The organism is Pullulanibacillus camelliae (assembly GCF_014642655.1).
GTDB classification, from domain to species: Bacteria; Bacillota; Bacilli; order Bacillales; family Sporolactobacillaceae; genus Pullulanibacillus; species Pullulanibacillus camelliae.
On record NZ_BMIR01000008.1, the window covers coordinates 89,719 to 116,151 of the forward strand.

Consider the following 26,433-nt stretch of genomic DNA (forward strand, 5'->3'; position numbering starts at 1 on the left):
CTGTCCCTATTGGGACGGCTTTTTTTAAGAAAAGAAAGTATAAAATTTCTGGTCATGAGGATGGTGCACGATTCCACTCCAGGTGCTCGCTTTCCTCATGCCCACACGATGTGGGTAGGCTCGGCGTTGTCACAGGACGTGACGTTTTTAGCCGATCGTCCTGAGTGGCCTCAGCTCATTTTGGAATGGATGACTGGTGTTCCAAGTATTTATGAATAAAAACCTCTGTTCCTGCGTCTACAAGTATGGCTTCGAAGTCAGCTTTCTCGGAACAACTCGAAGTGTATTCGTGAAGTAACGCTGGCCCCGTTCTCGAAGGAGCCAGAGCGCCTTCCATTCCGATCAACTGGGTTGCTGACGTTGCCTTTTGGGATTAAGATCTTATTCCGTGTTTTAATAAGGACCGGGCATGCTCTTCGCCCGGTTTTTCTTATGCGAAGAAAAAACATACATGAAAGCTATTGTACTCTACAATTGGGTATTTGGTCAGGAAACAGTGATTGGCTTAAGTTTCGAGTCCGAAGTGGATCAAAGAGAGTACCGAAACAAAAAATGCCTTTTAAAACAACACCCTTCAACGCGCATTTAAATTGCGACTTCCCAAGTGTTTTGGCAAAAGTGGAAAAGGGGATATGAATTAACAAATGTTATGGCGGCTAATAATAAGGGCCCGCGCAAACACTATAAAGGAAAATCATCATTTATTATTCTTAGCAGAGAGGGAATTCATACAGGAGGAGAACGATGGTTAAATATAATGGCATAAAAAAACAGCTGTTAAAGCGAAAAGAAGCCTTGGAGAGAGAATTAGACGTTACCAATGAATTTGGCATCGAAGTGCCATTTGCTTCGGATCGTTCATCTGGAGAGCTGTCCCAATATGACAATCACCCTGCAGACTCAGGAACAGAACTGTTTGAACGCGAAAAGGACCTTGTTTTACAAAAAATGAAGCATGAAGAGCTGAATGATATTATTGTCGCTTTAGCTAAAATAGAAAAAGGTACGTATGGTATTGATGAAAAAACAGGCGAAAAGATTCCTTATAAAAGACTCAAAGCGCTGCCCACGGCTTCAACAACTGTAAAAAATTCACCAAATCAAAGCATGAATGATGATCGTCCTGTTGAAGAAGCAGTGATAAGAAATATGGAAAAAGAGTATTATACAGGTGATGAAGAAACAGAATTCAATGAACAAAATGCCTATGATCTCGTCGCCGCCTACAATCAAATCGATATGACTTATGACGATTCATCGAACATGGATAGCTATGATGGCATGGGGTATGTAGAAATGGTTGAAGCGATCGGTGCTACAGATATTTACGGGTATCGAGGAGAGGACCAAGTGCAATTTTTGCGTAACACTCAATATGACCAATGGATGAATCAAGAACAGTATACAGATGATGAAGAGAAGGAATGGGATTAAAGGTGAAGAAGTGACTGCTTCTTCCCTCTTTCCTTTTCGATAAAATTCAATCTCCTTCTCGCCAAGCCTATTCGGCATATGCTAAAATAGCAAAGAGTACGGGATTGGAGGAATAAATGTGTACTATTACTTACTCGCAGCAATCATGCTTTTTCTCGATCAATGTAGCAAATATGCGATATCGCATAATATGACTGTTGGTGAACAAGTAACATTAATACCAAATGTGTTATATATTACATCATCAAGAAATACAGGAGCAGCTTGGAATATTTTAGAAGGGAAAATGTGGTTTTTCTATATCATATCGATCGTAGTTCTTGCCGCTGTCGTTTATTATATGCAGAAGGTAGGGCGACATCGTCCACTGCTCGGCGTCTCTCTTGGGTTTATCCTTGGTGGGACACTTGGCAATTTTCTTGATCGGATATTCCGTGGAGAAGTTGTCGATTTTATTCATGTATACATAGGCTCTTACAGCTATCCTGTTTTCAATATTGCCGACTCATCCTTAGTCGTCGGGGTAATTCTTATTTTGATATTTACATTATTAGATGGGAAAAAGGAAAAAAAACATGGAAGAAACTAATCAATGGGTTATTGCTGATAAATTTGTGGGACAACGGATTGATAAGTATCTCAATGAGCAATATCCTGAGTTCTCACGGACACAAATTCAAGAGATGATCAAAAATCAAGAGATTCTTGTCAACGGATCATCTGTCAAACAAAATTATAAGTTAAGTAAAGAAGATACACTACAGGTCACAATTAAGGAGCCGGAGCCATTGGATGTGAAGCCGGAGCCCATGGCACTTGATATCATTTATGAGGACGAGGATGTTATCGTGGTGAATAAGCCGAGAGGAATGGTTGTCCATCCCGCACCCGGCCATGAATCAGGGACCCTTGTGAATGGGCTAGTGGCGCATTGCCATGACTTGTCAGGTATAAACGGAGTCTTAAGACCAGGAATTGTTCACCGCATCGACAAGGATACCTCGGGATTGATTATGGTTGCCAAAAATGATGGGGCTCATCGTTCGCTTGTTGAACAATTAAAGGCAAAAACAACCCACCGCGTTTATAAAGCGATCGTTCATGGTGTTATTCCACATCACAATGGGACCATTGATGCACCAATCGGTCGTGATGAAAAAGATCGTAAGAAGATGGCGGTGAATACGAGAAATGGCAAATCGGCTGTTACCCACTTTACAGTAAACACCCATTTTCATGCTTTTACGTATGTGGATTGCCGTTTGGAGACGGGGAGGACGCACCAAATTCGGGTGCATATGGCCTATATTGGTCATCCAGTTGCAGGAGATCCAAAATATGGTCCAAGAAAGACGTTGAATATTGCGGGTCAGGCCTTGCATGCTTCTGAGTTAGGTTTTACTCATCCTCGAACGGGAGAGCCTCTTCACTTTGAGGCACCACTTCCTGAAGATATGCGAGAGCTTTTGGATGAATTACATCGCGAATAACGGTTGACAACATGGTTTTACTTTGACATAATAATGAAGACAAATGAAGATCCTTTAAAACAGTCCTGTGAGGCTGGAAAGGGTAACGGTAAAAGTATCTATAGTTTCTATGGATGTCTTTAGGAAACCTCTCCACCGCTGACGGTAGAGAGGTTTTTTTGCACCTGCCCTGAAGGAGTGACACTGCATGGACAAAATTATATTAGATGAGCAGGCCATTCGTCGTACGCTGACTCGGCTTTCTCATGAAGTGATTGAGAAGAACAAAGGCATTGACAACATCATTCTAGTTGGCATTAAAACACGTGGGATCTATTTGGCTCAGCGTATGGCCGACAAAATCTATGCTATCGAAGGAAAGAAGGTTGCTGTCGGTGAGGTGGACATCACATTATATCGTGATGATCTTAAAGAAAAAAGCAGCGACGGTCAGCCAGAGCTTCATGGTTCGAACATTCCGGTAGATGTCAAAGAGCGCAAGGTCATCCTTGTTGATGATGTGTTATACACAGGGAGAACCGCGAGGGCCGCAATTGACGCGATTATGGATATAGGGCGTCCTGCGGTGATTCAGTTATCGGTGCTCATTGACCGAGGGCATAGAGAGTTGCCAATTCGACCCGATTTTGTAGGAAAAAATGTTCCAACTTCCAATGAGGAAATTGTTGCAGTGAAGCTGCAGGAAACCGATGGAGTGGATGAAGTTAGTTTGAGAAAAAGACACGCTTAAAAATAAAATAGTAAAGCCCTTTTAAAGGCAGTCCTGTGAGGCTGACAAGGGAGTTGTATGGCAAGGCGTAAAGAAACGATGCGAGAGCTTTCATTTATCCGCATGGGGTGTTTATCTGTACGTCGCGCCTGCTTATCCAACCCTTCCGTTGTCAGCGGAGGGGTTATTTTATGTGAAAAATCCTTCCACTTGCCTTTAAGGTCAAATATTTAGGCTTTAATTTTTTAATGTGTCCTGTGATTGAAAACATCACATCAGGCGTGGAACGTAGATTTTGGCGCCTTTCTTAATCGTGTCCATCGCATGATCTCGAATAAAAATGGTTTGGGAGGAGAAATGAAGTGACCCATTTATTAGCCTTGTCGGAGCTATCCGTTCAACAAATTGAGGGACTTTTAGAACGTGCGCAAGCCATACAAGATCACGGCGTTGCACCTCGTATTACCGAGCCAGCTTTTGTTGCCAATCTCTTTTTTGAGCCAAGTACAAGGACGCGCTTTAGTTTTGAAGTTGCAGAAAAGCGCTTGGGCTTTAATGTGTTAAATGTGGAAGAAGCGACATCCAGTGTGCAAAAAGGTGAGACCCTTTACGACACACTCAGGCTTCTTGAGGAAATCGGGGTAAGAGCAGCGGTGATTCGCCATTTTGAAGCAGGCTTTTATAAAGACCTGAGGGATCGATTGACTTTGTCCATCATCAATGCTGGAGATGGGGATGGCCACCACCCCTCACAGACACTGCTGGACCTTCTTACCATGCGTCAAGAATTTCAGCAATTTCAAGGTCTGACTGTAGCGATGATTGGGGATCTCAGGCACAGCCGAGTGGCCCGCTCAAATGCTGAGGTGTTGCATCGATTAGGAGTAAAAGTGATTTTGACAGGTCCGAAGGCCTGGCAAGATCCCAGCTTTCCAGGCTCATATGTCAGCATTGATGAAGCGGTGGAAACCGCAGACGTTGTGAACTTATTGCGGATTCAAAAAGAACGTCATAGAGAAATGGATGGTTTTACGCCGGAGGCTTACCATCAAGCGTACGGCTTAACTTTAAAACGTGCGCAAGCCATGAAACCAGAGGCCATCATCATGCATCCAGCCCCCTTTAATCGCGATGTGGAAATTGCAAGTGAACTCGTGGAAAGTAAGCAATCCCGCATCTTTAAACAAATGCACAATGGCGTATTTATGAGGATGGCGATTATGGAATGGGCTTGTCAAGGACGGCCGAATGCGAATAATCAGCGAATCGAGCTTACGGTTTAAAAATTAAGCCATGTTCAAACAGGAGAGGAGTCCAATCATGGGTCTATTAATTAAAAACGGCAGACTTTATCATCAAGGTGCGTTCAGCGCTCAGGATCTATTAATTGCGGGAGAACAGGTTGTAAAAATTGCACCAAAAATTAATAGTGAAGGTCATCATGTCATTGACGCCACAGGCAAGCTTGTTACACCAGGCTTTGTCGATCTTCATGTACATCTTCGTGAGCCAGGCGGAGAGCACAAGGAAACCATTGCAACGGGGACCTTAGCTGCTGCACGAGGGGGCTTTACCACGATTGCGGCCATGCCCAATACCCGTCCAGTGCCTGATCGTATCGATACTTTAGGCGTTGTCAATGAACGTATCGCAAAAACAGCAAAGGTACGCGTCCTACCTTATGCTTCCATTACCGAGCAGCAAAAAGGGGAAACCCTCGCCGATTTTAAAGCATTAAAGGCCAAAGGCGCCTTTGCTTTCTCAGATGATGGTGTCGGTGTACAATCCGCGGGGATGATGCTAGAGGCGATGAAACGGGCACAAGCCATCGATGCGACCATCGTCGCCCATTGTGAAGAAAACAGCTTGATTAACGACGGAGCTGTTCATGACGGAGCCTTTGCAGCCAAGCATGGTCTTAAAGGGATTCCTAATGTTTGTGAAGCCGTACAAATTGCTCGAGATGTCCTCTTAGCTGAGCATGCAGGCTGTCATTATCACGTCTGCCATGTCAGCACGAAGGAATCCGTTCGCACGATTCGTGATGCCAAGCGAGCTGGCATTCGTGTGACAGCTGAAGTGACACCACACCATCTTCTACTGACGGATCATGATATCCCTAGTCTTGATACCAATTATAAAATGAATCCCCCTTTAAGAGGACCTGAAGATCAAGAAGCCTTAATCGAGGGACTCCTTGATGGGACGATTGATTTTATCGCAACGGATCATGCCCCACATGCCCATGAAGAAAAGGCCAGATCTATAAGTGAAGCACCTTTTGGCATCGTCGGCCTGGAAACAGCCTTTCCTCTCCTTTATACAGCATTGGTAAAACATAAGGGACTCCTCTCTCTTGAACAACTTATAGATATGTTGACGATTAAACCCGCACATGCTTTTCGCCTGCCTTATGGTGAATTAGCGGTTGGACAATCAGCAGATGTGACACTCATTGATTTAGAGGCGACTGCAGCCATTGATAGTGCCACTTTTGCCTCTAAAGGAAAGAATACGCCATTTGATGGCTGGCAGTGTCAGGGGTGGCCAGTGTGTACGATTTCAAAAGGTCAAGTCGCATGGGAAAAAGGAAGTGTTCGGGTATGAAAAGACAGTTAGTGTTGGAAAATGGTGAAATTTTTGTTGGGGAAGGCTTTGGTGCGAACACAGTGCGTGATGGTGAGGTTGTTTTTAACACAGGGATGACCGGCTATCAAGAGATTTTATCGGACCCTTCCTATTGTGACCAAATCGTCACCATGACTTATCCGCTTATTGGGAATTATGGCATTAACCGTGATGATTTTGAATCCATCTTTCCAGCTGTTAGTGGATTGATTGTTAAAGAGGCTACAGACATGCCGAGTCATTGGCGTTCAGAATCGACGCTCCATGACATGTTAAGAGAAAAGGGGATTGCGGGATTAGCTGGAATTGATACACGACGCTTGACAAAAATAATCCGAGAACATGGCACATTAAAAGGCCGCCTTTGCGATGCAGATGAAGCTCCTGTTGAAGTGGTTGCGGAACTGAGGAATACACAATGGGCCTGTGATCAAGTAAGCCGCGTATCAACTAAAATGCCTTATGAAATTCCTGGGAATGGTCCGAGAGTGGTGCTCATGGACTTCGGTATGAAAAAGGGTATTCTCCGCGAAATCAATCGCTTGGGCTGCGACGTACGTGTTGTTCCTTATAACACAACAGAAAAAGAAATTTTGCAGCTTCATCCTGATGGTATTGTGTTATCCAATGGTCCAGGAGATCCTAAGGATGTACCTGAAGCCGTAGAGACGGTGAATAAACTCCTTGGGAAGGTGCCGCTATTCGGCATTTGTCTGGGGCACCAGCTGCTGGCACTTGCGAGTGGCGCTGATACAGTGAAGATGCGCTTTGGTCATCGTGGAGCCAATCATCCTGTTAAGGATTTGCAAACGGGACGCTTTTACATGACCTCGCAAAACCATGGCTATGCGGTCAATCCAGAATCGCTCGCCCAAACAGAGCTTGAGGTTACCCATATCGCCATCAATGATCAGAGCATTGAAGGATTGAGACATAAGCGCTATCCGGCATTTAGTGTGCAATTTCATCCTGAAGCAACACCAGGACCAGAAGATAGCCAGCAATTGTTTTCTCGCTTTTTACAAGATGTTGAGCAGTTTCGAAAGGTAGGGGTTCAATATGCCTAAACGTACAGATATACAAAAGATCCTTGTTATTGGATCTGGCCCTATTGTGATTGGGCAAGCGGCGGAGTTTGATTATTCAGGGACGCAAGCATGTACAGCTTTGAAAGAGGAAGGCTATGAAGTCATTTTAATGAATTCGAATCCCGCTACTATTATGACCGATCCCGATATGGCGGATCGTGTCTACATGGAACCCTTGACACTTGAATTTGTTAGTAAAATTATTCGAAAAGAACGACCAGATGGGCTATTGGCTACACTAGGTGGACAAACGGGCCTAAATTTAGCGATGGAGCTGGATCGCAGCGGCTTGCTTCAGGAGCTCAATATTGAACTCCTTGGCACAAAGCTTTCCTCTATTGAGCAGGCTGAGGACCGTGAGGCGTTTAGAGCGCTGATGTATCAAATTAATGAGCCTGTGCCAGAAAGTGAGATTATCAATACATTGGATGAAGCGAGACGCTTTGTTGAAACCATTGGTTTCCCAGTCATCATACGCCCTGCCTATACACTAGGTGGAACAGGCGGTGGCATCGCAGAAAATCAAGAACAGTTAGAGACGATTGCGGCCAATGGGTTAAAGCTTAGTCCGGTTCATCAAGTGCTTATCGAAAAGAGCATTGCTGGTTTTAAAGAAATCGAATTCGAAGTGATGCGTGATGCCAACGATGGAGCGATTACCATCTGTCCAATGGAAAATCTTGATCCTGTCGGCATTCATACGGGAGATTCTATTGTCACTGCCCCGACTCAAACTCTAAGTGACCGGGACCTGCAAATGCTCCGCAGTGTATCATTAAAGATCGTCCGAGCCTTGAAAATCGAGGGCGGCTGTAATGTTCAGCTGGCACTTGATCCGATGAGCTCTAATTACTATATTATTGAAGTTAATCCGCGAGTCAGCCGTTCTTCAGCGTTAGCTTCCAAAGCAACAGGTTATCCGATTGCCAAGGTAGCAGCCAAAATTGCCGTGGGCTACCATCTGGATGAGATAAAAAATGCTGTAACCGGTACAACGTATGCCAGCTTTGAACCGACGATTGATTATGTTGTCACAAAAATTCCGCGGTGGCCATTTGATAAATTTGATGCCGCTAATCGCACACTTGGAACACAGATGAAAGCCACTGGAGAAGTCCTGGCGATGGGAAGAACATTTGAAGAATCACTATTAAAAGCCATTCGCTCTTTAGAGGCGGGCTACTCTCACTTAGCTTCAGCGGATATCGCTCAAATGAAGGATGAGGAGCTGTGGGAAGGCATGCGTCAAAAGGATGATCGCCGAATCTTTTACATTGCTGAAACATTGCGCCGAGGTGATACCCTTGAACAGGTATGGGAGATAACGAAAATTGACCGCTATTTCTTACAGAAACTCCGCAACATTGTGCAAATGGAACAGCTGGTTAAGCGCGCCCCTTGGGATGAAGCAGTTACCCTTGAAGCAAAGCGCCTAGGCTTTTCAGACTTGATTCTCTCAGAGCTGTGGGAGGCGACAGAGCGGGAGGTCTATCAGTTTCGGAAAACACACAACGTGCTTCCCGTATATAAAATGGTAGACACATGCGCTGCAGAGTTTGCCTCCGAAACCCCCTATTATTACAGCACATATGAGGAAGAAAACGAATCACTTCGAAGTGATCGTGAAAGTGTTCTTGTACTAGGTTCGGGTCCGATTCGGATTGGTCAAGGTGTGGAATTTGATTATGCGACCATCCATACGGTTTGGGCTATCAAGGAAGCAGGCTATGAAGCGATCATCATTAATAATAATCCAGAAACAGTGTCAACGGATTTTAGTGTTTCAGATAAGCTCTATGTTGAACCCCTTACTGCTGAAGATGTCATGCATGTGATAAATCTTGAACAGCCAAAGGGTGTCATCGTGCAATTTGGTGGACAGACCGCATTAAACCTTGCAAGTGAGCTCCAAGCACGTGGGGTGACTATTCTAGGAACATCACTGGCTGCGATGGACGAAGCGGAAGATCGTGATAAATTTGAACAGCTTATGGCGCGGCTTTCGATCAGACAGCCCGAAGGCAAAACAGCACTGTCTACAGAAGAAGCGCTCAGCATCGCTCAGGATATCAGCTATCCAGTCCTTGTGCGTCCTTCTTATGTCTTAGGGGGCCGGGCGATGGAAATTGTCTATAATGAAACGGAATTACAGCATTACATGACTAATGCTGTGAAGGTCAATCCTCAGCACCCTGTTTTAATCGACCGTTATTTATTAGGAACAGAAGTGGAGGTCGATGCAATGAGCGATGGTAAGACGGTCTATATCCCAGGGATTATGGAGCATATTGAGCGGGCGGGTGTTCACTCAGGGGACTCGATTGCTGTTTATCCCCCACAGAATCTTCAGGCTCGTTTAAAAGAAGAGATTGTTAAAACGACCATAGCGATTGCCCGCGGACTCAAAATTGTCGGATTGCTGAACATTCAGTTTGTCATTCATCAAGACAAAGTATATGTCTTAGAGGTTAATCCACGTTCAAGCCGCACCGTGCCATTTTTAAGCAAGATCACAGGTGTTCCAATGGCCAATCTTGCAACAAAGGTCATTCTTGGTCATCCTTTGCCTACACTTGGTTATGAAACAGGCTATCATGCTGAGCCGAATGATGTATTTGTCAAAGCACCGGTTTTCTCCTTCGCAAAGCTGCGCAGTGTGGACATTACACTTGGACCGGAAATGAAATCAACGGGTGAAGTGATGGGGCGTGATGCCACGGTAGAAAAAGCTTTATATAAAGCCTTGCTTGCCAGCGGCATGTCCATTCCGACTGAAGGCTCTGTGCTCTTTACCATTGCTGATAAAGATAAAGAAGAGGCACTGCCATTAATCAAACGCTTTTCCAACATTGGGTATAACATTCTGGCGACTGAGGGAACGGCGAATTACATCGCGCGTCAGCACATTCCAGTGACTGTCGTTGGTAAGATTGCAGGGAAACAGCCTAATCTGCTAGAGGTGATTCGCGGGGGAGGCGCGCAGTTTGTTATCAATACCTTGACAAAGGGGAAAAAACCAGCACGTGATGGCTTCAGGATTCGCCGAGAATCTGTGGAAAATGGTGTTGTCTGCCTTACATCACTTGATACTGCTGAAGCCCTATTACAAGTATTAGAATCTTTGTCCTTTACGACACATAGTATGCCAGCGATGAGCAAACAGTTACAGGTGACCGTATGATGCAAGCAGAAAGAATGAGAATTGTGAGTCACAAGGTTCTTGCCCAGAATATTTATGAAATGACGCTAGAAGGTGAACTCGTGCAGCACATGAGTGACCCTGGTCAGTTTGTGCATCTTCGCGTGGATGAGCATGGCGATACATTGCTGCGCCGACCGATTAGTCTAGCAGACTATGATAAAGAAATGCGTCAGTGCACGCTTATCTATCGAGCGGAGGGTCAAGGGACAGCGAAGCTGGCCGCTAAGAGAAGCGGTGAGGGGGTCGACGTCCTTGGGCCTTTGGGCAATGGTTTTCCTATACCACAGGATTTAGCTGGAGAGCAGGCATTAGTAATTGGTGGTGGTGTAGGGGTTCCACCGTTATATAATCTTTCCAAGCAATTGCAAGCGTGTGGCGCGATCGTTACCCATGTTCTAGGCTTCGCCAGTGCGGATGTCGCCTTTTATGAGGACCGCTTTAAGCAATTAGGCGCCACTTATGTAGCCACTGTAGATGGCTCACAGGGAAAGCAGGGCTTTGTCACAGATATCTTGTCTGAACGGGCAATAGCAGCGGATCGTGTTTATGCTTGTGGCCCGTTGCCTATGCTTCGCGCTCTGGAAGAGCGTTATGTGGGGAGCACTATTCCTTTGTATATTTCCTTAGAACAGCGCATGGCCTGCGGAATTGGTGCTTGTATGGCCTGTGTCTGTCACCTTCAAGAGGATCCTACTGGATTGCGCTATAAAAAGATCTGCAGAGATGGTCCCGTTTTTAAAGCAGGAGAGGTGGTACTGACATGACAGATGGAAATGAAGCAGTGGATTTAAGTGTGGATTTACCAGGCTTACCGATGAAAAATCCAATCATGCCAGCATCCGGCTGCTTTGCTTTTGGGCAAGAATTTGCCGAGCTTTATGATCTGGATGTTCTTGGTGCAATTGCCATTAAAGCAGCGACAAGAGAACCACGGTTTGGCAACCCCACCCCTCGGGTTGCTGAGACTGCTGCAGGAATGCTCAATGCGATTGGGCTGCAAAATCCAGGTGTTGAGCATATCATGAAAGAAGAATTACGATGGCTAGAGCATTATCAAACGCCTGTTTTAGCTAACATTGCTGGCTCTACCGTTGATGATTATCTATTTGTCGCCGAACAGCTTTCTTTGGACCCTCGCGTAGGGGCTTTAGAGCTTAATATATCCTGTCCTAATGTAAAGGAAGGCGGCATTGCCTTTGGCACGGTACCTGATGTCGCGGCTGAACTGACCGGAAAGGTCAAGGCTGTGTCTCATTTGCCTGTCTATGTTAAGCTGTCACCGAATGTCAGTGATATTGTGGAGATGGCGCAAGCGGTTGAACACGCTGGAGCTGATGGCTTATCCATGGTTAATACCTTGCTTGGCATGCGCATGGATCTCAAAACGCTGACGCCTATTTTAGCGAATAAAATGGGTGGGCTTAGCGGTGCGGCGATTAAGCCCGTCGCCATTCGGATGATCTATGAGGTCAGTCAAGCAGTCAGTATTCCAATTATTGGGATGGGTGGTATTCAGAGTGTGGATGATTGTATTGAATTTCTCCTAGCAGGAGCAAGTGCGGTTGCTATTGGCACTGCTAATTTTACAGATCCATGGGTGTGTCCTAATCTCATTCAAGCGCTGCCACAGCGTCTGAAAGCCATGCATGTGACACATATTCAGGAACTAGTCGGAAGGAGCTGGAAAGCATGGGTCACTCAGTAATTGTCGCCCTTGATGTGTCAACAACCGAAGAATTACAAAGTCTGTTAAATCCTCTAAAAAAAGCACAGCCCTATGTAAAAATCGGGATGGAGCTCTATTATCAGCACGGCCCAGAACTCGTGCGCCAACTTAAGGCAGACGGTTTTCGCATCTTCCTTGATTTAAAGCTCCATGACATCCCGTCGACCGTTTATAAAGCGATGCGGGGTCTTGCGAAGCTTCATGTCGATATGGTTAATGTCCATGCTGCTGGAGGGAAAGACATGATGTGTGCAGCTATTCAAGGGTTAGAAGAGGGAATGGCTCCCGGAGCTTCTCGCCCGTTATGTTTAGCCGTCACTCAATTAACAAGTACGGACCAGCAGATGCTAGAAAAGGAGCTCCATATTAAAATGCCGATGGAACAGGTAGTTAACGCCTATGGTCTGTTGGCTTACAGAAGCGGATGTGATGGCGTGGTTTGTTCTCCTCAAGAGGCGAGAGCGATTAAGCATGTCACCTCTCAACAGTTTGTAACGGTGACGCCGGGGATTCGCTTGGCTGGTGACGCTAAGAATGATCAAAAACGCGTGGCGACACCTCAAGAGGCGAGACAATTGGGCAGTGATTTCATCGTTGTAGGTCGCAGTATTACGCAGGCAGAGGATCCATTTGCTGCTTACGAGCGTGTATTAAATGAATGGAGTGAAGCATATGTCAACGCTTAGTCAGGAAACTGCACAGCATCTCTTAGCAATTCAGGCAGTCGTGCTCAGCCCCGACGCCCCTTTTACATGGTCATCAGGATTAAAATCCCCTATATATTGTGATAATCGTCTAACGATGAACTATCCTGAGGTTCGTCGGTTTATTGCTGGCGGATTATCCCAAATGATTCAAGCACATTATCCTGAGGCAGAGGTCATTGCGGGAACGGCAACAGCAGGTATTCCTCATGCCGCATGGGTGAGTGATCTACTGGCATTACCTATGGCTTATATTCGGGGGTCCGCTAAAAGTCACGGTAAGAAAAAACAGATTGAAGGTCTGGTCAAGCCCGGGCAAAAGGTGGTTATCATCGAAGATCTCATCTCGACAGGTGGCAGTGTGCTAACGGCTGTAGAAGCGCTTCGAGAGGAAGGGGCCGATGTGCTTGGCGTTTTAGCTATTATGACCTATAGTCTTCCTGTAGCCAAGCAGCAGTTTGCTGAAGCCGGTCTTGATTATCATACATTAACAAATTTCTCAACACTCATTCACCTTGCTGAGGAACAACAGATTATTAGTGCTGTCCAAAAGCAAATGCTTGAACGCTGGTATCAAGATCCTACTGATGAAGCATGGATGAATGAAGGCCAGAAAATCACTGTTTCAAAAAAATGACAGCTTCTGTTGTCGTCATAAAGCAAAGGGCTACGATTTAACTGTAAATCCACGTGATTTACAGTTTTTTAATACTGTTAGAATGTATAACTTCTTCGATGCCCTCTAAGGAAGCGCGTATTTTTACAAAAGTGCGCTTATTTAAATTAACAGCAAACAAGGTGTCGTTTCTCGGCCAAATTCTAGTAATCATACCAACACGGGTTAAAAAGGGATGCACGGATTGATAAGAATGTTAAAATGGAGATAAATGGAGTGCTTTATAAAATTTTTATAAGAGGGAGGAATTTACCATGCCCACCTGTCAGCATTGTCACCGCCAATGGACAAGATGGCAAACGTATAAAAGCATGGGGAAATTCAAGAGAAAAGTGATCTGTCCATATTGTGGAAAACATAATTACATTGCTTTTAAAACCTATCAAAGATCCTCTTGGATTGGGCTAGTCATCCTCATAATGGAAGTGATTATGATCCCCTTTCATGTTCCGAGCGTTTACCAATTCTGGGCATTATTCATTGTTCTTGCCATAGGGTTCATGCTTTTGCCTGCTTACTATGAATTAACGAGTGAAGAAGACGGACCATCTTGAGAGCGCTTTTGTCTGAATTGTCCTTTCAAGCGTGAGAGCATTGCCAACACTGCCATACTAGACAAGGCTAAGTTGGAACATTAAGTTATGAAGCTGAGAGATTATTAAGCCTTTTTATTCCTCAGTTTTGTTTATGGGCAAAATTGTGGGGCCCACTCGGCCAGCTTTCATAGGTACGTGTCACATCAACTTCATCCTTTCAAAATGCTTCAGATCTCATTGAAAAATACCAATTATCTAGCACATCAATGGGTTCATTTGATATTTTGTCAGTTTAGAAAACATGGCTTGCACCACTTCGCTGGTACTCCTGATGTGATTTTTGCAAATCACACACTTAGGTTGTCGTCAAGGTTTAGTGGCGAAAGTCAAAGCCCGCCTTATACTCTCTTCCTTAATGAGCGCCAGCGAAGCTATAAATTTTGATAGTCTAAAAACAGGCTGGGACAGAAGTCTTCAGCTCATAGAGAAGCCGAACGCATTCACCATTTTGAAGGGATGCGTTCGGCTTTTTGAGTGAGTTGTGAAGCGCTTCGTCGAAACACTTCGCTTTCCACGAGCACGACCTCAGGTGTAAATCAGGGGTCCTTGAAAAGTGGGCTTTACTTTTTGGGAGGGGGGTGATGTGCCAGCTTCGGCGTTCGATACATTTAGCCAAAGTTCTTTAAGGATTCCCAAGTATTTATGCCCAAGCATCCCTTGTTGCTGTGTCTGCTAGCCTTGCTTCGTCGTCAGCTTCCTCGGAACTACGCGTCTTTTTACTCTAGAAGTTACCCTCGTCCTGTTCCGTAGCCGTCTCCACGTTTTGACTAGCTTTTCCGGGTTCCTTGGCCACTTTTAACCTCTTATCGCCTGGTATTAGGGCGATCTCTTTTCGTTGTGTCTCACCCTCAAAAAAGCTTATGCCGCTCTATCGTGAAGAGGTCGGACGTTCATCTGATAGTGACTAAAACGTGTTATTAATTGGAATGGACTATCTGCTGGGTAGCTTTTAACCCAATATTGAAACAGCTGTCAAGAAGACTCAAGCCAGGGACAAATTGTTTGTTTCGATATTGTGGATAGGCTGGACTGGTAAAGTTTTGATAGGCTAAAATAAGGCCACTTGAAGTAAAACGCTCTGGGTTTTGATAGTTGGCACCGCCCATGCCGCTTAAATAACGGTGACCCCCTACTTTTTTGACTAGATCGATTAGTAGCTCCGTTGATTCTTTAGTGCTGCCAATTTGAGATTGAAAACGAATGTCGCAAGAGATTTCTAGCAATTCCGCAATGGCTTGAATCGCATGGCTGTTCAATTCACTTAAATGTTCTGTGGGGAAAAATAACAGCGGCTCGAGCCATTCCATTGTTTCCTCAAAAAATGGTGTTTTTTTATAATTCAGTGTCAAGGTATTGGCCAGCTTTTGTCGCCATTTTTTACGTTCGTCAATCTTCACGGCGTTGATGCGCCCCTTCGTTTCCCGGACGACTGGGCAGGTCATCCATTGAGGTGAGCCTTGCACTAACATTTTTACACGATTGACGTAACTGCCACCAGTTTTGGGGATCGCGACATCATCCAAGAGTATAAACGTATCTGATGCCGCCATTTTGTGAAAATACCCAAGCCAAGGAAAGAAGTTCGGTTGATGAATACCTACAGTTTTTTCAGTCATGGCTGATCCGTGCCTTGCCCCATTGATTGGTGCTCGCGTTTCATAAAATGGTATTCAGAGCGATCATCAAGAGTGATAAAGCCAAGACGTTCATATAAATGCTTTGCACGATTGCTTTCGTGTACTTTTAACGAAATATCTCGATAGGGTGCCGAGCTGAGGCGACGGAGAAAGGCCCTAAATAGCTGAGTTCCGTAGCCTTTCCCACGCACCTCGGGAGCCATCATGAATTTATGAATATGAACGGTTAGCTGTGAATGATCAACGGAAGCGATGATGTAGCCTCTTAATTGTCCTTGCTCCTCTAAAGCGAGGGAATACGCCCACTTGCCTTCACGATCCTGAAGAAAATGACTCTCTTCCCAATAATCAAGCGCCTGGTCATTCTTAATGCGTATAAAGTCCGCAAGATGCTGTTTTAAATACTCCTGATCGATGGGAATAAATTTGAATACGGGCATGGTTTTATCACCTCAAATTTCAGTTGATATTAACGCTTTAAACTCTGTTCACTTATTTTTATTTCTAAATTGTTGATTTTCCCGTTTTAGCTGTTGATTCTCTTTCCTTAAGCGTTCAAGTTCTTGGATATAGCGAAAGTTTTTTTCTGCCTTAAGTTGATTGATGATCGCCAGCATCTCGTTATATTGTTCATTCTCACCCTGATTTCGCTTAGGATTAAGGAGTCTATTTTTAATGACCTGAAATTGTCTTGCCCGTTGAATGATCGTGTTCATATTCCTGGTTAATTGGTCATACTTAAAGGCTTTGTCCGTAAGCTCGGTAAAATGATGCTGAAAATAATTGATGTCATCAAAATTATTAGGCGGCGTTTTTTCTGGGCTTTTCAAAACCTGTTCATAGAGAGAAATCAGCTGAGCCGTTACTTTTTTGATATCATGGACCTCTTCAACAAACGCTCTCCCTTGTATAGATAATGCCTTTCTTTTCTTGAAATCCTTGACGAGTTCTTCGATCTTATCTTCTAAGGTATTTAAATTAACCTTTTCAAAAGGCAGTTGTGGCGTGAAGGCATCATAAAGATCTTCACGAATATAGACGAGTACGGGCTTACCTAATGCCATACATTCAACGGAAAGCACGCCATACCATCCAGCTACCATTCCATCGATGATCAAATCCGCTCGTCTGTATAGCTCTGTTGCTTCCTCGTGGGAGATCCCACTGATTTCTTTATAGTCAAATTGTACTCCCTTTTTCTTTAAGCGGTTGAGAGCCTGTCTGATAAATTCCGTGCCCTTAGCTGTAGGAATGGATGGAGCGTGGACGATGAGCGGGCGTTTAGTAGGTTTGACGCCAATGAACGGCCATTCCTCAAGTCTGATCACGCGTGGAATAATTTGTGCCTCTGGCATATAGGTCTGCATTTCAGGATCTTGGACGATGAATTGATCGACATAATGCTTTAAGAAATTGATATATTTTTTTTGCACCTGTTCATCGATGACATTTTTAAAGCCGTAACGAAACATACTGAATGGATCATGCTGCAAATGTTCAGATTCAAAGCGCAGATCATTTCCCGTGAAGCGATAAATGACTTTCTTGCCACGATTTTTAATAAAGGGTAGATCAAAACCCGTAAATCTTTCATAAAGCCGGTGAAAAAAAAGCGTACGAAACCAAAAATGGTAAATATCATAATCATCTTCCAAACAATCTCGCAGGGTCTTTAGTTGCACCGCGGTTTTATCTGCACTTGTGAGCTGAATGACCTGATCAGTGTCGTAGTGATAGTTATGGTTGTTATACTGAATTAAATGGGCGTCAACCCCTTGATTGCGGAGCTCTTTTATCAGCTCAATCGGTTGACCGGAAATGTTGACGGGGCTCATCAGGACTTTCATGATTGTGCCTCCTTTCGTGGTATTGTCAGACCAAAGGGTTCCATGACTTCCAGTGGAAACTTGGCTAGAACAGCTTCAAAATCACTCCGCATGTCTTTGAGTTGTTCTTGAACGATTTCCGTCAGTGATTCTTCGAAGGTTAATGGCTCATCGCTCCACCATATAGGATGAATCAATACCTGTAGTCTTTGCGGTGCCTCTTGTTCAATCAATTGTTCAAGACTCATTTGCCGCCATCTTTTGCGAGAATCAGAGATATAGGAGATATCCTTAAAGAACGGTTGACTGTAGGCATTGATTAATGGCGTGACATCTAAATTCGCTTGTAAAAGTCTTTCTGAAGGCCGATGAAATGAAAAATAATGAATCGGTGTTTTTAGAATAGCGGCAAGAAACTCAGCATCGTGAATAATTTGGGCTTTGAGCTCCTCTTCACTAGTGCCTTCGGTGAGGGAGTCATCGAAATGTAAGCCAAATTGGTGTCCATAGGAATGGATGGTACGAAGCAAGCTCTGTGACTTTAGGCTTAAAGGATTATAGAATCCAGAATGAATCAAGATAAAGAATGTAGACGTGATGCCCAATTCATGCTCGAGTTTAGCCATTTTGACGGCCTTTTCTAAAGAAAAATCAATATCATGACGAAGGATGACCGCTTTATCCTGGGGCTGCACTTGATTCATTTTAAGAAAATCAATAAAATGATAGCCTTGCTTTTTCATCCGCTTTAGGATGCTTCGATACTGCTCATAGGTAAAAGGGATACTCAAATATAAAGCCTCCTTTCTAAAAATAGGAAAGTGAAATAAAAGTTTGAGAGAAGCGATCTTTTAAAGAGGAGGTGAGTCATTCTCATTTGCTAGAATGACTCACCTTTCCTTTTTATAACTTGTAAATATCTAGTGATTGAGCATAGCGTGCTGATAGTTTTTAATCGTTTCTTTATATGGAGCAAGGGTTTTGATGGTTTGATCAATCGTTTCCTGAAGGGATTGTGGCTCCTTTTTTAATAGCTGTTTAGAAAAGCCACTTAACTCCATTTTCATCTGATGCTCTTCTTTTTCTACACGTGGATTGGGAATATGAGAGAGCTGTACGGATAGCCCTCTATCGCTACATGCCTTTTGAACGGCTTGACCTAAATCCACTGGACTTACCAGCAGTGATGCTTGATTAAAGACTTCAAAGGCTTTGGCTTTGTTCAATTTTACGGCATTCACAATAGAAATAACGGCATCCTCTAAAGGGATCATTGGTTTCTTTTGTTCCCCTTTTCCATAGATAGTAATGGGGACGTTAGCCAAGGCTTGGGCACAAAAGCGATTGGGCACGACACCAAAATAAAAATCAAAATCAAAGCGATTGGCTAGGGCTTCATCCTGCTTCGTCTCTTCTGTATCTGTACCAAAGATAATCGAAGTGCGAATATCAGTGATGGGAAGTTTCCATAAATGATGCGCGACGTATAAATTATTAATATCGTTGGCACGGCTCATGTGATACCACGATGTTGCCATACCAGGATAGGGAATTCTTTCTAAGCCGTTGTCACCTTGAAGTGTTAAAAAGCCTTCAGGAATAGTAAATTCAGGAGTACCATAGACCCCAGTGGTTGTCGTAACGATCAAATGAGTGTCTTCAAGGCCGATTTCATGCATCCCCCACAATAAATTTCTCAGCATGCTGTTGTTGTTTTCTTGTGTGAAAGCTGCTGTCTTACCATTAATGTGGGAATAAGGAGCCGATGGTTGCGCGGCAAGATGAATGATTGTATCTGGCTTGAATTGTTGTAAAAGTTGATAAACAAAATCTTGATCAGCCAAATCTCCTTCAATAAAATGCAAATGATGAAGACCAAGGCGTTTTACAGCTTCCATGCGTTTTTCCATGGTTTCTACTGGAATAGCACTGACACTTCCTACTGTATCCACCCATTGTCTTCGGCTGAAATTATCTACGCCAATAATCTGTTCTTCTGGAAATGCTTTTCCTAATTTTAAGAATGCTGGCCATCCTAAATAGCCATCAGCGCCTGTGAGTAAAATCATAAGTCAACCACCTTTATAAAAATAATGCAGAACCATTGTTGGTAATATATGAAGCCTCATTTAAGTTTGCTACTTCCTTCCCCCGGAATAGTCACTCAACCAAATTTCTCTTCTTGCCCATTCATTTAATGATGCTGTGAATAGGTTACTAGAGAGGAGGGGTTAGAAATGATCTTAGTGACTGGTGCAGCTGGCTATATTGGCTCCTTCTTCATCCATTATTTGAAGAAGAAAAATAAGCATATCCAGCTAAGAGCAGTTGATAGCTTTGAAGGGGGTCAACTGCAAAGGGTAGGTGACGTTCCGGTAGAAAAGGTGGATTTGACAAATCGAGAGGAAGTAGAGCCTCTCATGAAAGATATTACAGTCGTCGTCCATTGTGCGGCGATGAGTGCCATACCGGATTGTGAAACTTATAGTCAGCGCGCAATATTAACCAATGTGTTAACGGTATACAACCTTTTAGAAGAGGGATCGAAGCACAAGCTAAAGAAAATCATCTTTCCATCATCCTTTGCAGTATATGCCCCAAATCAAGCACACATTTCAGAGCAGTCCCAGGTCTCCCCTTATAATTTTTATGGTCACTTGAAGCAATGGGGAGAACAACTGATCTTGGCCTATCACAAACAGGCAAATATAGATTATGTTATTTTTCGGCAAACCAACGTATGTGGCAAGGGGTTGGTGGAAAAGGGAACGGTACTGCAGCTGATGTGTCAAGCCATCAAAAAGGACAAACCACTGACTGTTTTTGGCAGTGGTAAGCAGATGCGCAATTTTATTCATATTAATGATGTTGTGCGCTATTATGAGGAGGCTTTAACTTCTCATACAGGAATCTACAATCTTGGTGGGCCGGAATCCCTTTCAATCAAGGATTTGGCTCATCGTATGACTTGGGTTGCCAAAAAACAGTTAAATAAGGAGGTGGAGGTCGTCTTTCAGCCTTCAGATCGAGAAGGAAAAGAGTTAACGACCCCCAACTTTTTTTGTGATATTTCCAAGCTAACAAAGGATTTCAGAAGAGCGCCATCCTATGGTGTAAATGAGATGATTGGCGATATGCTTTTGGATCAAAAGCGTTGAGTCCGAATGGCTTTCATAATGGTGTCAATGAGTGCCATAACCTCACGGCCATCTTTTTCGTTAATTTCAGGGCGTTCTCCCGATTGAATCGCCTTGATAAAACCTTGCATTTCTTCTCTTAATGCGTTGTTTTGATCGATTTTTATGATTTGGCGATCAACAGCATAAGTATTTTTATTTTGGCGCGATAAGATTTCTATTTCATTATTTAAAAGATCTGCATTTAAGGTCCGCTCTTTCTCAATGATTTGGATACGTCGCTCGTGATGAGCACCTGAGCGATTACTTGAGAGTTGAGCTAAGATGCCATTACTCAGGGTCGACATGACACAGACGTTATCCAATAATGGTGGAATGAGCAGATGTCGGTCTGTGACAGCATTGGCAGTCAGCGTTTTAATGGAAGTGCTGAGCTGTTGGCTGATATGAAGAAGCAGATCGAGATCATGCACCATGACGGCGAGAATGATGTCAACGTCGACCTTTTTCCTTAATGGGATATGCCTCTTAAAGGCAATAGAAACAATGTCTTCCCATTGCACCTGCTGGATGAGTGCTTGATAGACGGGATTAAAACGCTCGACATGACCGATTTGAACTTGCACTGGGTGCTGCTTCACAAGCGCCTCAATTTCAAGCGCCTCTTCCAAGCTGTGTGTAAAAGGTTTTTCAACAAATACATGGGTATCAGCCAATATCACCTTTTTGGTCAATTCAAAATGCTGGGTGGTTGGACAGTCACAACAATCATATCCACGTGATCAATCAAGTCTTCAGCTGATGTAAAGAAGGGCACATGATAGTCCTGACTGATTTTCATGCCGTGTTCCTGGATGACATCGTGAATGCCTACCATTTCTACGTGATCCATGGCGACTAAATGTCTGAGATGATTTTGGCCCATAAATCCTGTACCAATAAGGCCAACTTTTATAGGGGAAGCTGTCATCACATTCACTCCTGTATGCGTTAAAATACTGGGCATTATACTCTTCTATATGTATATAAAAAAATGAGAAAGGGGTGCGCTTTTTGGGAATATTGATTCCTTTGATGGATATCAAGCGACAACAAGAGAAGTTAAAAAATGAATTAGACGAGGCGATCAAGCGTGTTATGATGTGTGGAGAATTTATTGCAGGTCAAGAAAATCAGCGTTTTGAGGAGAAGATGCAGCAGGCGACATCCACCAAATATGCAATAGGTGTTAATAGTGGTACTGATGCCTTAATTCTCTCTTTAAAAGCTGCCGGCATTGGCCCAGGAGATGAAGTGATAACGACGCCTTACACATTTTTTGCTACAGTAGAAGCCATTCTCCAAGTAGGGGCTCGGCCTGTTTTTGTCGATATCGATCCATCGTCTTATTTAATGGAAGTCAGCCAGCTTGAAGCGGCAGTGACCTCAAAGACAAAAGCCATCATTCCCGTCCATCTCTTTGGTTTACCCGTGAACTTGGCCGAGATTCGCCGGCTGAGTGAGCTATATGACCTTGTGGTGATTCAAGATAGTTGTCAAGCGGCTGGTGCGACCTTTCAAGGGCGTCCTGTTGAGACATGGGGAGATTTAAGCTGCTTATCGTTCTATCCAACGAAAAATTTAGGAGGCTGTGGGGATGGTGGCATGATTTTGACCAATAATGCGGCTTACGCCAAAACCATTCGCTTATTGAAAACACATGGGACTTATAAAAAATATCATCATTCAGCGGTGGGCTATAATAGTCGTTTAGATGAAATACAAGCAGCTATTCTTTCGGTAAAATTGGATCATTTAAAGACATGGAATGCTGAAAGACAGCGTAATGCTCAGCAGTTTATCCGTGAATTAGCAGGACTGCCTCTACAGCTTCCTCCACAATTTAATGACCGAGAGCATGTGTATCATTTATTTGTTGTCAAAACGGAGCGGGCGGAAGCACTTAAAGCCTACTTACAAAAATATGGGATAGGGACAGGAATTTATTATCCACTGGCACTTCACCAACAAAAGGCTTTAGAAAATCAACAGAGTCATATCGTCTTACCTCAGGCTGAGGCTGTGGCAGGACAGACGATTGCATTTCCGATCTTTCCCGAGCTTACCGATAATGAAAAAGCCTACATTGTAGATAAGGTCAGAGAATTTTTTTCTCATTAAAGAGAAGAAGCATGAGTTGATTAAAAAAGCTTTGTAGGGAGGGAATACGTGATGGGCCATTCAGAGCAAACACCAGCTCAAAAGGCAAAAATATGCCAAAGCAATACCGGTTTGCAGGTAGGTAAGAATGTCAGAGTGGGTAAGCGTGTCAAAATTGGGCACCATGTCGTGATAAAGGATGATGTCGTTATTGAAGATGATGTAGAAATTGGTGATTTTGCAGTCATCGGCAGGCTTCCTTATAAGCGAGAGACAACAGAACTTGCTCCAACTGTCATTGGAGCAGGCTCTCGGGTAGGAACGCATGCGATCATCTATAAAGGCGTAACGATCCATCCACAATCTTATGTTGCAGACATGGTGACTGTTCGAGAGCATGTCACGATTGGGGAGCAGTCGATCATTGGGAGAGGGGTGGCAATTGAGGAACATACGACAATCGGAGCTCATGTCAAGATTGAAACAAATGCTTATATTACAGCTTTTTCTATCCTTGAGGATCGCGCCTTCATTGCACCAGGTGTCATCACTTCTAATGATCCATTTGCGGCACGGGCAAAGGTGCGCCCAGCTTTCAAAGGCGTCACGGTAAAATATGGTGGTAGAATTGGGGCAGGGAGCGTCATTCTCCCGGGAATTACGATAGAAAGAGAGGCGTTTGTTGGAGCGGGAAGTGTGGTTACAAAAGATGTTCCTGCTAAAACGATTGTTGTTGGCAACCCTGCACGCTATTTACGCGATGTTCCTAAAGTGCAATGGTTAGAAGAATCTATTTGATTCATTTCATAAGGTTGAGGCATATGAGAATAGGCTTGGCGCGATCTAAATTTGGTGAAAAAGGAGGGCCTAGCTTGCGCTGGTTTTATTTAGAAACCTTTACGTTTTTTTCTGAAACATTAACTAGAACGTTTCATGATATGGGCATACCCTGTGAGACCCCTCAGTTCTCTCCGGAACAAGGGACAAGCGAACAGTTAATGCAAGCCTTAGAGGCGTTTAAGCCAGATATTATTTTAACGAGTGGCTGGACATCCTGGCATAAAAGAAAATATTTGGATGTCGTGAAGCGCTATTGTCAGGAACAAGAGGCTTTTCATGTTTTTTGGTCACTTGAAGATCCTGTTCATACTGAATTATGGAGTAAATATATGATTGAACAGGCCACCCCAGATTATGTGGTGACCCATGAGTATGGTTTTGAAGCATTTTATCATCAGTTAGGCATTCCAGCAGGATATTTACCCTTAGCATGTTATCCCACACTCCATCATAGCCGCCCGCTAGAAGCCAACTACCAAGCAGATATTGCCTTAGTAGGCAATTACAGTCCAATCTTGCCGGAGCTTTGTCCTTTTCGTTATGCAGGCTTGAAGCGGTTAGTTGACCCTTTATTAAAGCAGCAGGAGTATTCCTTCCATATATACGGAGCAGGATGGCGAGATTATATAAAAAACATATCCTCTCTGAGCTCAAAACTTGTTGTTCATGGAACCATTCCTTATCAAGAGATCCCGAGTGTCTACAGCTCTTCAAAGCTAACCATAGGGATTCAAAATTCTCCACAGCTTTTAACACGGCGCACATTTGAAGCCATGGGGAGTGGGACGTGTCTCTTGACATTAAATACGCCTGCCGTTTCTCGGCATTTTATCTCAGATCAGCATCTTGTAACGATCGACGAAGACGAGAGCGTCTTAGATAAGGTCGGAAAATATCTTCGCGATTCAGCAGCGCGAGAGCGAATAAAAGCTCAAGGGCAGCGGTTTGTTCATCAACAGCATACGTATCAGGAGCGGCTGTTGGATTTAATTGAGCAGATTAAACCTCATGTGCAAGCGAAAAGAAATGGAAAAAAGCTATTTGCATTACCCCAGGAGCTGTACAGAGAAGTCAGACGTGCAAAGCAGGTGACGGTAAATCAGCGGCATCACGTGCGACCAGAGATCATACAATTAAAGACCAGCTCCCAAAGACCACTTGAAGAAGTTTTTCTTAAATTCGCAATGGAACCTGTAAAAGGATATCGTATAAAGCAAGCGAGATGTACCTTGTTTGCTAACAAGCGGATGAGTGGGCAAGCAGAAGTAGAATGCTATCAAGTACTGTCGGATTGGGATAACAACAGCTTGAAGACTGGAAAACGCCCCAAATTGTCAGCGGAACCGATTGGTGTTGTTCCGCTAAAGCATATGTTTAGTTCCAAGTATCCTTGGGTCTCCAATTGGTATCGCTTTGATATGACCAAGGTAGGTCGAGACTGGGAGGAGCACCCTGATCAAAATTATGGACTATACTTCGTGCTTCGCTCGGATAAAAGTGATAAAGTGAGTTTCGTATCTTCGGGCTCAAAGGATGGGTTTAATAGAATGATATACGGGGAGCGTTTTCTTCCAAGATTAGAGTGTACCTATCAAAAGATTAGCAATGCTGTGGAAGAAGAAGCATGGTGTCCCTTTATTGATTAATAGAGTAATGAGGAGGTCGCTATGGCGCGAAGAATCACGCTTTTATTTATTACTAAGGATTTTACGCACCGAACAGAACGAAGCACTTATTATTTAATACAGGCACTAAAAAAACATGCCGAGCTGTTGGTTTGGCATGAGCATGGAGATATTCAAAGCATCCTTAGACAATGTCCAAAAACGCCAGACTTTATTTTACTCAATGATTTCAAACCAGACTACAGTCCATTTATACGCAATCTAAAAAGTGCTTCTGTTCCTTATGGAATCATCATGCATGATCTGAAATATAAAATGAAGCATCGAAAGGCTTTTATTGAAAAGGAAAGCGTTCGGCATATTTTTTCTATTTATCGGGATCCCTTCAAAAAGTGGTTTCCTGAATTCCTTTCAAGGATGGTGTGGCTGCCTCACCATGTGCCCATCAACATTTTTAAGCCTTATAATGAAGAAAAGGATATCGATATCTTGATGAGTGGTGCTTTATTTGAGCATATTTACCCGCTGCGTCACCACTTTTATACGCATTATAAGGATGACCCGAGGTTTTGTTATATTCCACACCCTGGTTATCGGGATGTCGATGAACAGGAAGCTTATTATGTTGGAGAGAATTATGCCCGTCTGCTGAGTCGGGCTAAACTTTTTTTAACCTGTGACAGTGTGGAGCATTTCCCTGTCCTAAAATATTATGAAGCTGCTGCTGCGGGGACTTGTCTATTAGCTCCATTAAATGCGGAATTGAGAGATTTAGGCTTTCAAGCGGATGAGAATTGCGTGGACATCTCAGCGGTGAACTTTGAAGAAAAGGTTGAGGAATACTTAGAGGATGAAGAAAAGCGTAAGCAAATCATCCAGAGGGCGGTTCATTTTATAAGAGAAAATCATTCCACAGAGGTGAGGGCAAAACAATTGATTGGGCACATTGTGAAGATTTTACAAAGCTATTAATCTA

At 43.7% G+C, this 26,433-nt stretch carries 24 protein-coding genes and 1 pseudogene; 19 read left to right on the plus strand and 6 right to left on the minus strand.

Annotated elements, in window-relative coordinates; translation table 11 throughout:
- Window positions 1-60: 60 nt before the first annotated feature.
- The 14 genes from IEW82_RS09845 to IEW82_RS09910 all read left to right on the plus strand — a co-directional run bounded on the left by IEW82_RS09845 (window position 61) and on the right by IEW82_RS09910 (window position 14,211).
- The gene (locus IEW82_RS09845) at window positions 61-219 is read left to right on the plus strand and encodes a hypothetical protein (RefSeq protein ID WP_188693066.1); all 159 of its coding nucleotides are present in this window, start codon (window positions 61-63) and stop codon (window positions 217-219) included.
- Window positions 220-744: 525 nt separating this feature from the next.
- Window positions 745-1,434: a TraR/DksA C4-type zinc finger protein gene (locus IEW82_RS09850; protein ID WP_188693069.1), complete on the plus strand. Its 690-nt coding sequence runs from the start codon at window positions 745-747 to the stop codon at window positions 1,432-1,434.
- Window positions 1,435-1,552: 118 nt separating this feature from the next.
- A complete protein-coding gene (gene lspA, locus IEW82_RS09855; protein ID WP_188693071.1) occupies window positions 1,553-2,023 on the plus strand; it encodes a signal peptidase II in 471 nt (156 codons plus the stop codon).
- Entirely contained in the window at window positions 2,010-2,924 is a 915-nt protein-coding gene (locus IEW82_RS09860) for an RluA family pseudouridine synthase (RefSeq protein ID WP_188693075.1), read from the plus strand. The genes lspA and IEW82_RS09860 overlap by 14 nt, the downstream gene beginning before the upstream one ends.
- A 187-nt stretch (window positions 2,925-3,111) precedes the next feature.
- The gene (pyrR, locus tag IEW82_RS09865; RefSeq protein ID WP_188693079.1) at window positions 3,112-3,654 is read left to right on the plus strand and encodes a bifunctional pyr operon transcriptional regulator/uracil phosphoribosyltransferase PyrR; all 543 of its coding nucleotides are present in this window, start codon (window positions 3,112-3,114) and stop codon (window positions 3,652-3,654) included.
- Window positions 3,655-3,995: 341 nt separating this feature from the next.
- Window positions 3,996-4,916, plus strand: coding sequence for an aspartate carbamoyltransferase catalytic subunit (locus IEW82_RS09870; RefSeq protein ID WP_188693082.1), 921 nt, complete (start codon window positions 3,996-3,998; stop codon window positions 4,914-4,916).
- Between the two features lie 37 nt (window positions 4,917-4,953).
- Window positions 4,954-6,240 (plus strand): dihydroorotase, encoded by a 1,287-nt coding sequence (gene pyrC / locus IEW82_RS09875; RefSeq protein WP_188693087.1) that lies wholly within the window; start codon window positions 4,954-4,956, stop codon window positions 6,238-6,240.
- Window positions 6,237-7,328, plus strand: coding sequence for a carbamoyl phosphate synthase small subunit (locus tag IEW82_RS09880; RefSeq protein WP_188693090.1), 1,092 nt, complete (start codon window positions 6,237-6,239; stop codon window positions 7,326-7,328). The genes pyrC and IEW82_RS09880 overlap by 4 nt, the downstream gene beginning before the upstream one ends.
- Window positions 7,321-10,530: a carbamoyl-phosphate synthase large subunit gene (gene carB / locus IEW82_RS09885; protein WP_188693094.1), complete on the plus strand. Its 3,210-nt coding sequence runs from the start codon at window positions 7,321-7,323 to the stop codon at window positions 10,528-10,530. Before IEW82_RS09880 ends, carB begins: the two co-directional genes overlap by 8 nt.
- On the plus strand, window positions 10,527-11,315 hold the full coding sequence (locus IEW82_RS09890) for a dihydroorotate dehydrogenase electron transfer subunit (RefSeq protein ID WP_188693097.1): 789 nt from the start codon (window positions 10,527-10,529) through the stop codon (window positions 11,313-11,315). The genes carB and IEW82_RS09890 overlap by 4 nt, the downstream gene beginning before the upstream one ends.
- Complete coding sequence (locus IEW82_RS09895; protein ID WP_188693100.1) at window positions 11,312-12,256, plus strand: dihydroorotate dehydrogenase; 945 nt, start codon at window positions 11,312-11,314, stop codon at window positions 12,254-12,256. Before IEW82_RS09890 ends, IEW82_RS09895 begins: the two co-directional genes overlap by 4 nt.
- On the plus strand, window positions 12,241-12,963 hold the full coding sequence (gene pyrF, locus IEW82_RS09900; RefSeq protein ID WP_188693104.1) for an orotidine-5'-phosphate decarboxylase: 723 nt from the start codon (window positions 12,241-12,243) through the stop codon (window positions 12,961-12,963). Before IEW82_RS09895 ends, pyrF begins: the two co-directional genes overlap by 16 nt.
- Window positions 12,950-13,618, plus strand: coding sequence for an orotate phosphoribosyltransferase (pyrE, locus tag IEW82_RS09905; RefSeq protein ID WP_188693107.1), 669 nt, complete (start codon window positions 12,950-12,952; stop codon window positions 13,616-13,618). The genes pyrF and pyrE overlap by 14 nt, the downstream gene beginning before the upstream one ends.
- A gap of 293 nt (window positions 13,619-13,911) precedes the next feature.
- Entirely contained in the window at window positions 13,912-14,211 is a 300-nt protein-coding gene (locus IEW82_RS09910) for a TIGR04104 family putative zinc finger protein (RefSeq protein WP_188693111.1), read from the plus strand.
- A 959-nt stretch (window positions 14,212-15,170) separates the two neighbouring features.
- On the opposite strand, the gene IEW82_RS09915 is transcribed toward IEW82_RS09910, so the two are convergent.
- The 5 genes from IEW82_RS09915 to IEW82_RS09935 form a co-directional block, all read right to left on the minus strand.
- A complete protein-coding gene (locus IEW82_RS09915) occupies window positions 15,171-15,869 on the minus strand; it encodes a WbqC family protein (RefSeq protein ID WP_188693114.1) in 699 nt (232 codons plus the stop codon).
- Window positions 15,866-16,330, minus strand: a complete 465-nt coding sequence (locus tag IEW82_RS09920) for a GNAT family N-acetyltransferase (RefSeq protein WP_188693116.1) — start codon at window positions 16,328-16,330, stop codon at window positions 15,866-15,868. Before IEW82_RS09920 ends, IEW82_RS09915 begins: the two co-directional genes overlap by 4 nt.
- Window positions 16,331-16,378: 48 nt before the next feature.
- Window positions 16,379-17,737 carry a glycosyltransferase gene (locus IEW82_RS09925; RefSeq protein ID WP_188693119.1) on the minus strand — a complete coding sequence of 453 codons (1,359 nt, stop codon included), beginning with the start codon at window positions 17,735-17,737 and terminating at the stop codon, window positions 16,379-16,381.
- On the minus strand, window positions 17,734-18,507 hold the full coding sequence (locus IEW82_RS09930) for a polysaccharide deacetylase family protein (protein WP_188693121.1): 774 nt from the start codon (window positions 18,505-18,507) through the stop codon (window positions 17,734-17,736). The genes IEW82_RS09925 and IEW82_RS09930 overlap by 4 nt, the downstream gene beginning before the upstream one ends.
- A 129-nt stretch (window positions 18,508-18,636) precedes the next feature.
- Window positions 18,637-19,785, minus strand: a complete 1,149-nt coding sequence (locus IEW82_RS09935; protein ID WP_188693124.1) for an NAD-dependent epimerase/dehydratase family protein — start codon at window positions 19,783-19,785, stop codon at window positions 18,637-18,639.
- 168 nt (window positions 19,786-19,953) lie between these two features.
- On the opposite strand from IEW82_RS09935, the gene IEW82_RS09940 reads away from it, so the two are divergent.
- Window positions 19,954-20,874, plus strand: coding sequence for an NAD-dependent epimerase/dehydratase family protein (locus tag IEW82_RS09940; RefSeq protein WP_188693127.1), 921 nt, complete (start codon window positions 19,954-19,956; stop codon window positions 20,872-20,874).
- Here the strand turns inward: IEW82_RS09940 and IEW82_RS09945 are convergent.
- Window positions 20,862-21,859 (minus strand): annotated as a pseudogene (locus IEW82_RS09945) (Gfo/Idh/MocA family protein). The gene IEW82_RS09940 and the pseudogene IEW82_RS09945 sit on opposite strands and share 13 nt — an antisense overlap.
- A 47-nt stretch (window positions 21,860-21,906) precedes the next feature.
- Here IEW82_RS09945 and IEW82_RS09955 point away from each other — a divergent pair.
- The 4 genes from IEW82_RS09955 (at window position 21,907) to IEW82_RS09970 (ending at window position 26,429) form a co-directional block, all read left to right on the plus strand.
- Window positions 21,907-23,013 (plus strand): DegT/DnrJ/EryC1/StrS family aminotransferase, encoded by a 1,107-nt coding sequence (locus tag IEW82_RS09955; RefSeq protein ID WP_188693136.1) that lies wholly within the window; start codon window positions 21,907-21,909, stop codon window positions 23,011-23,013.
- Window positions 23,014-23,064: 51 nt separating this feature from the next.
- Window positions 23,065-23,790, plus strand: coding sequence for an N-acetyltransferase (locus IEW82_RS20210; protein ID WP_188693139.1), 726 nt, complete (start codon window positions 23,065-23,067; stop codon window positions 23,788-23,790).
- A gap of 74 nt (window positions 23,791-23,864) precedes the next feature.
- Window positions 23,865-25,478: a glycosyltransferase family protein gene (locus tag IEW82_RS09965; protein WP_188693142.1), complete on the plus strand. Its 1,614-nt coding sequence runs from the start codon at window positions 23,865-23,867 to the stop codon at window positions 25,476-25,478.
- Window positions 25,479-25,499: 21 nt separating this feature from the next.
- Entirely contained in the window at window positions 25,500-26,429 is a 930-nt protein-coding gene (locus IEW82_RS09970; RefSeq protein WP_188693145.1) for a glycosyltransferase, read from the plus strand.
- Window positions 26,430-26,433: the final 4 nt, after the last annotated feature.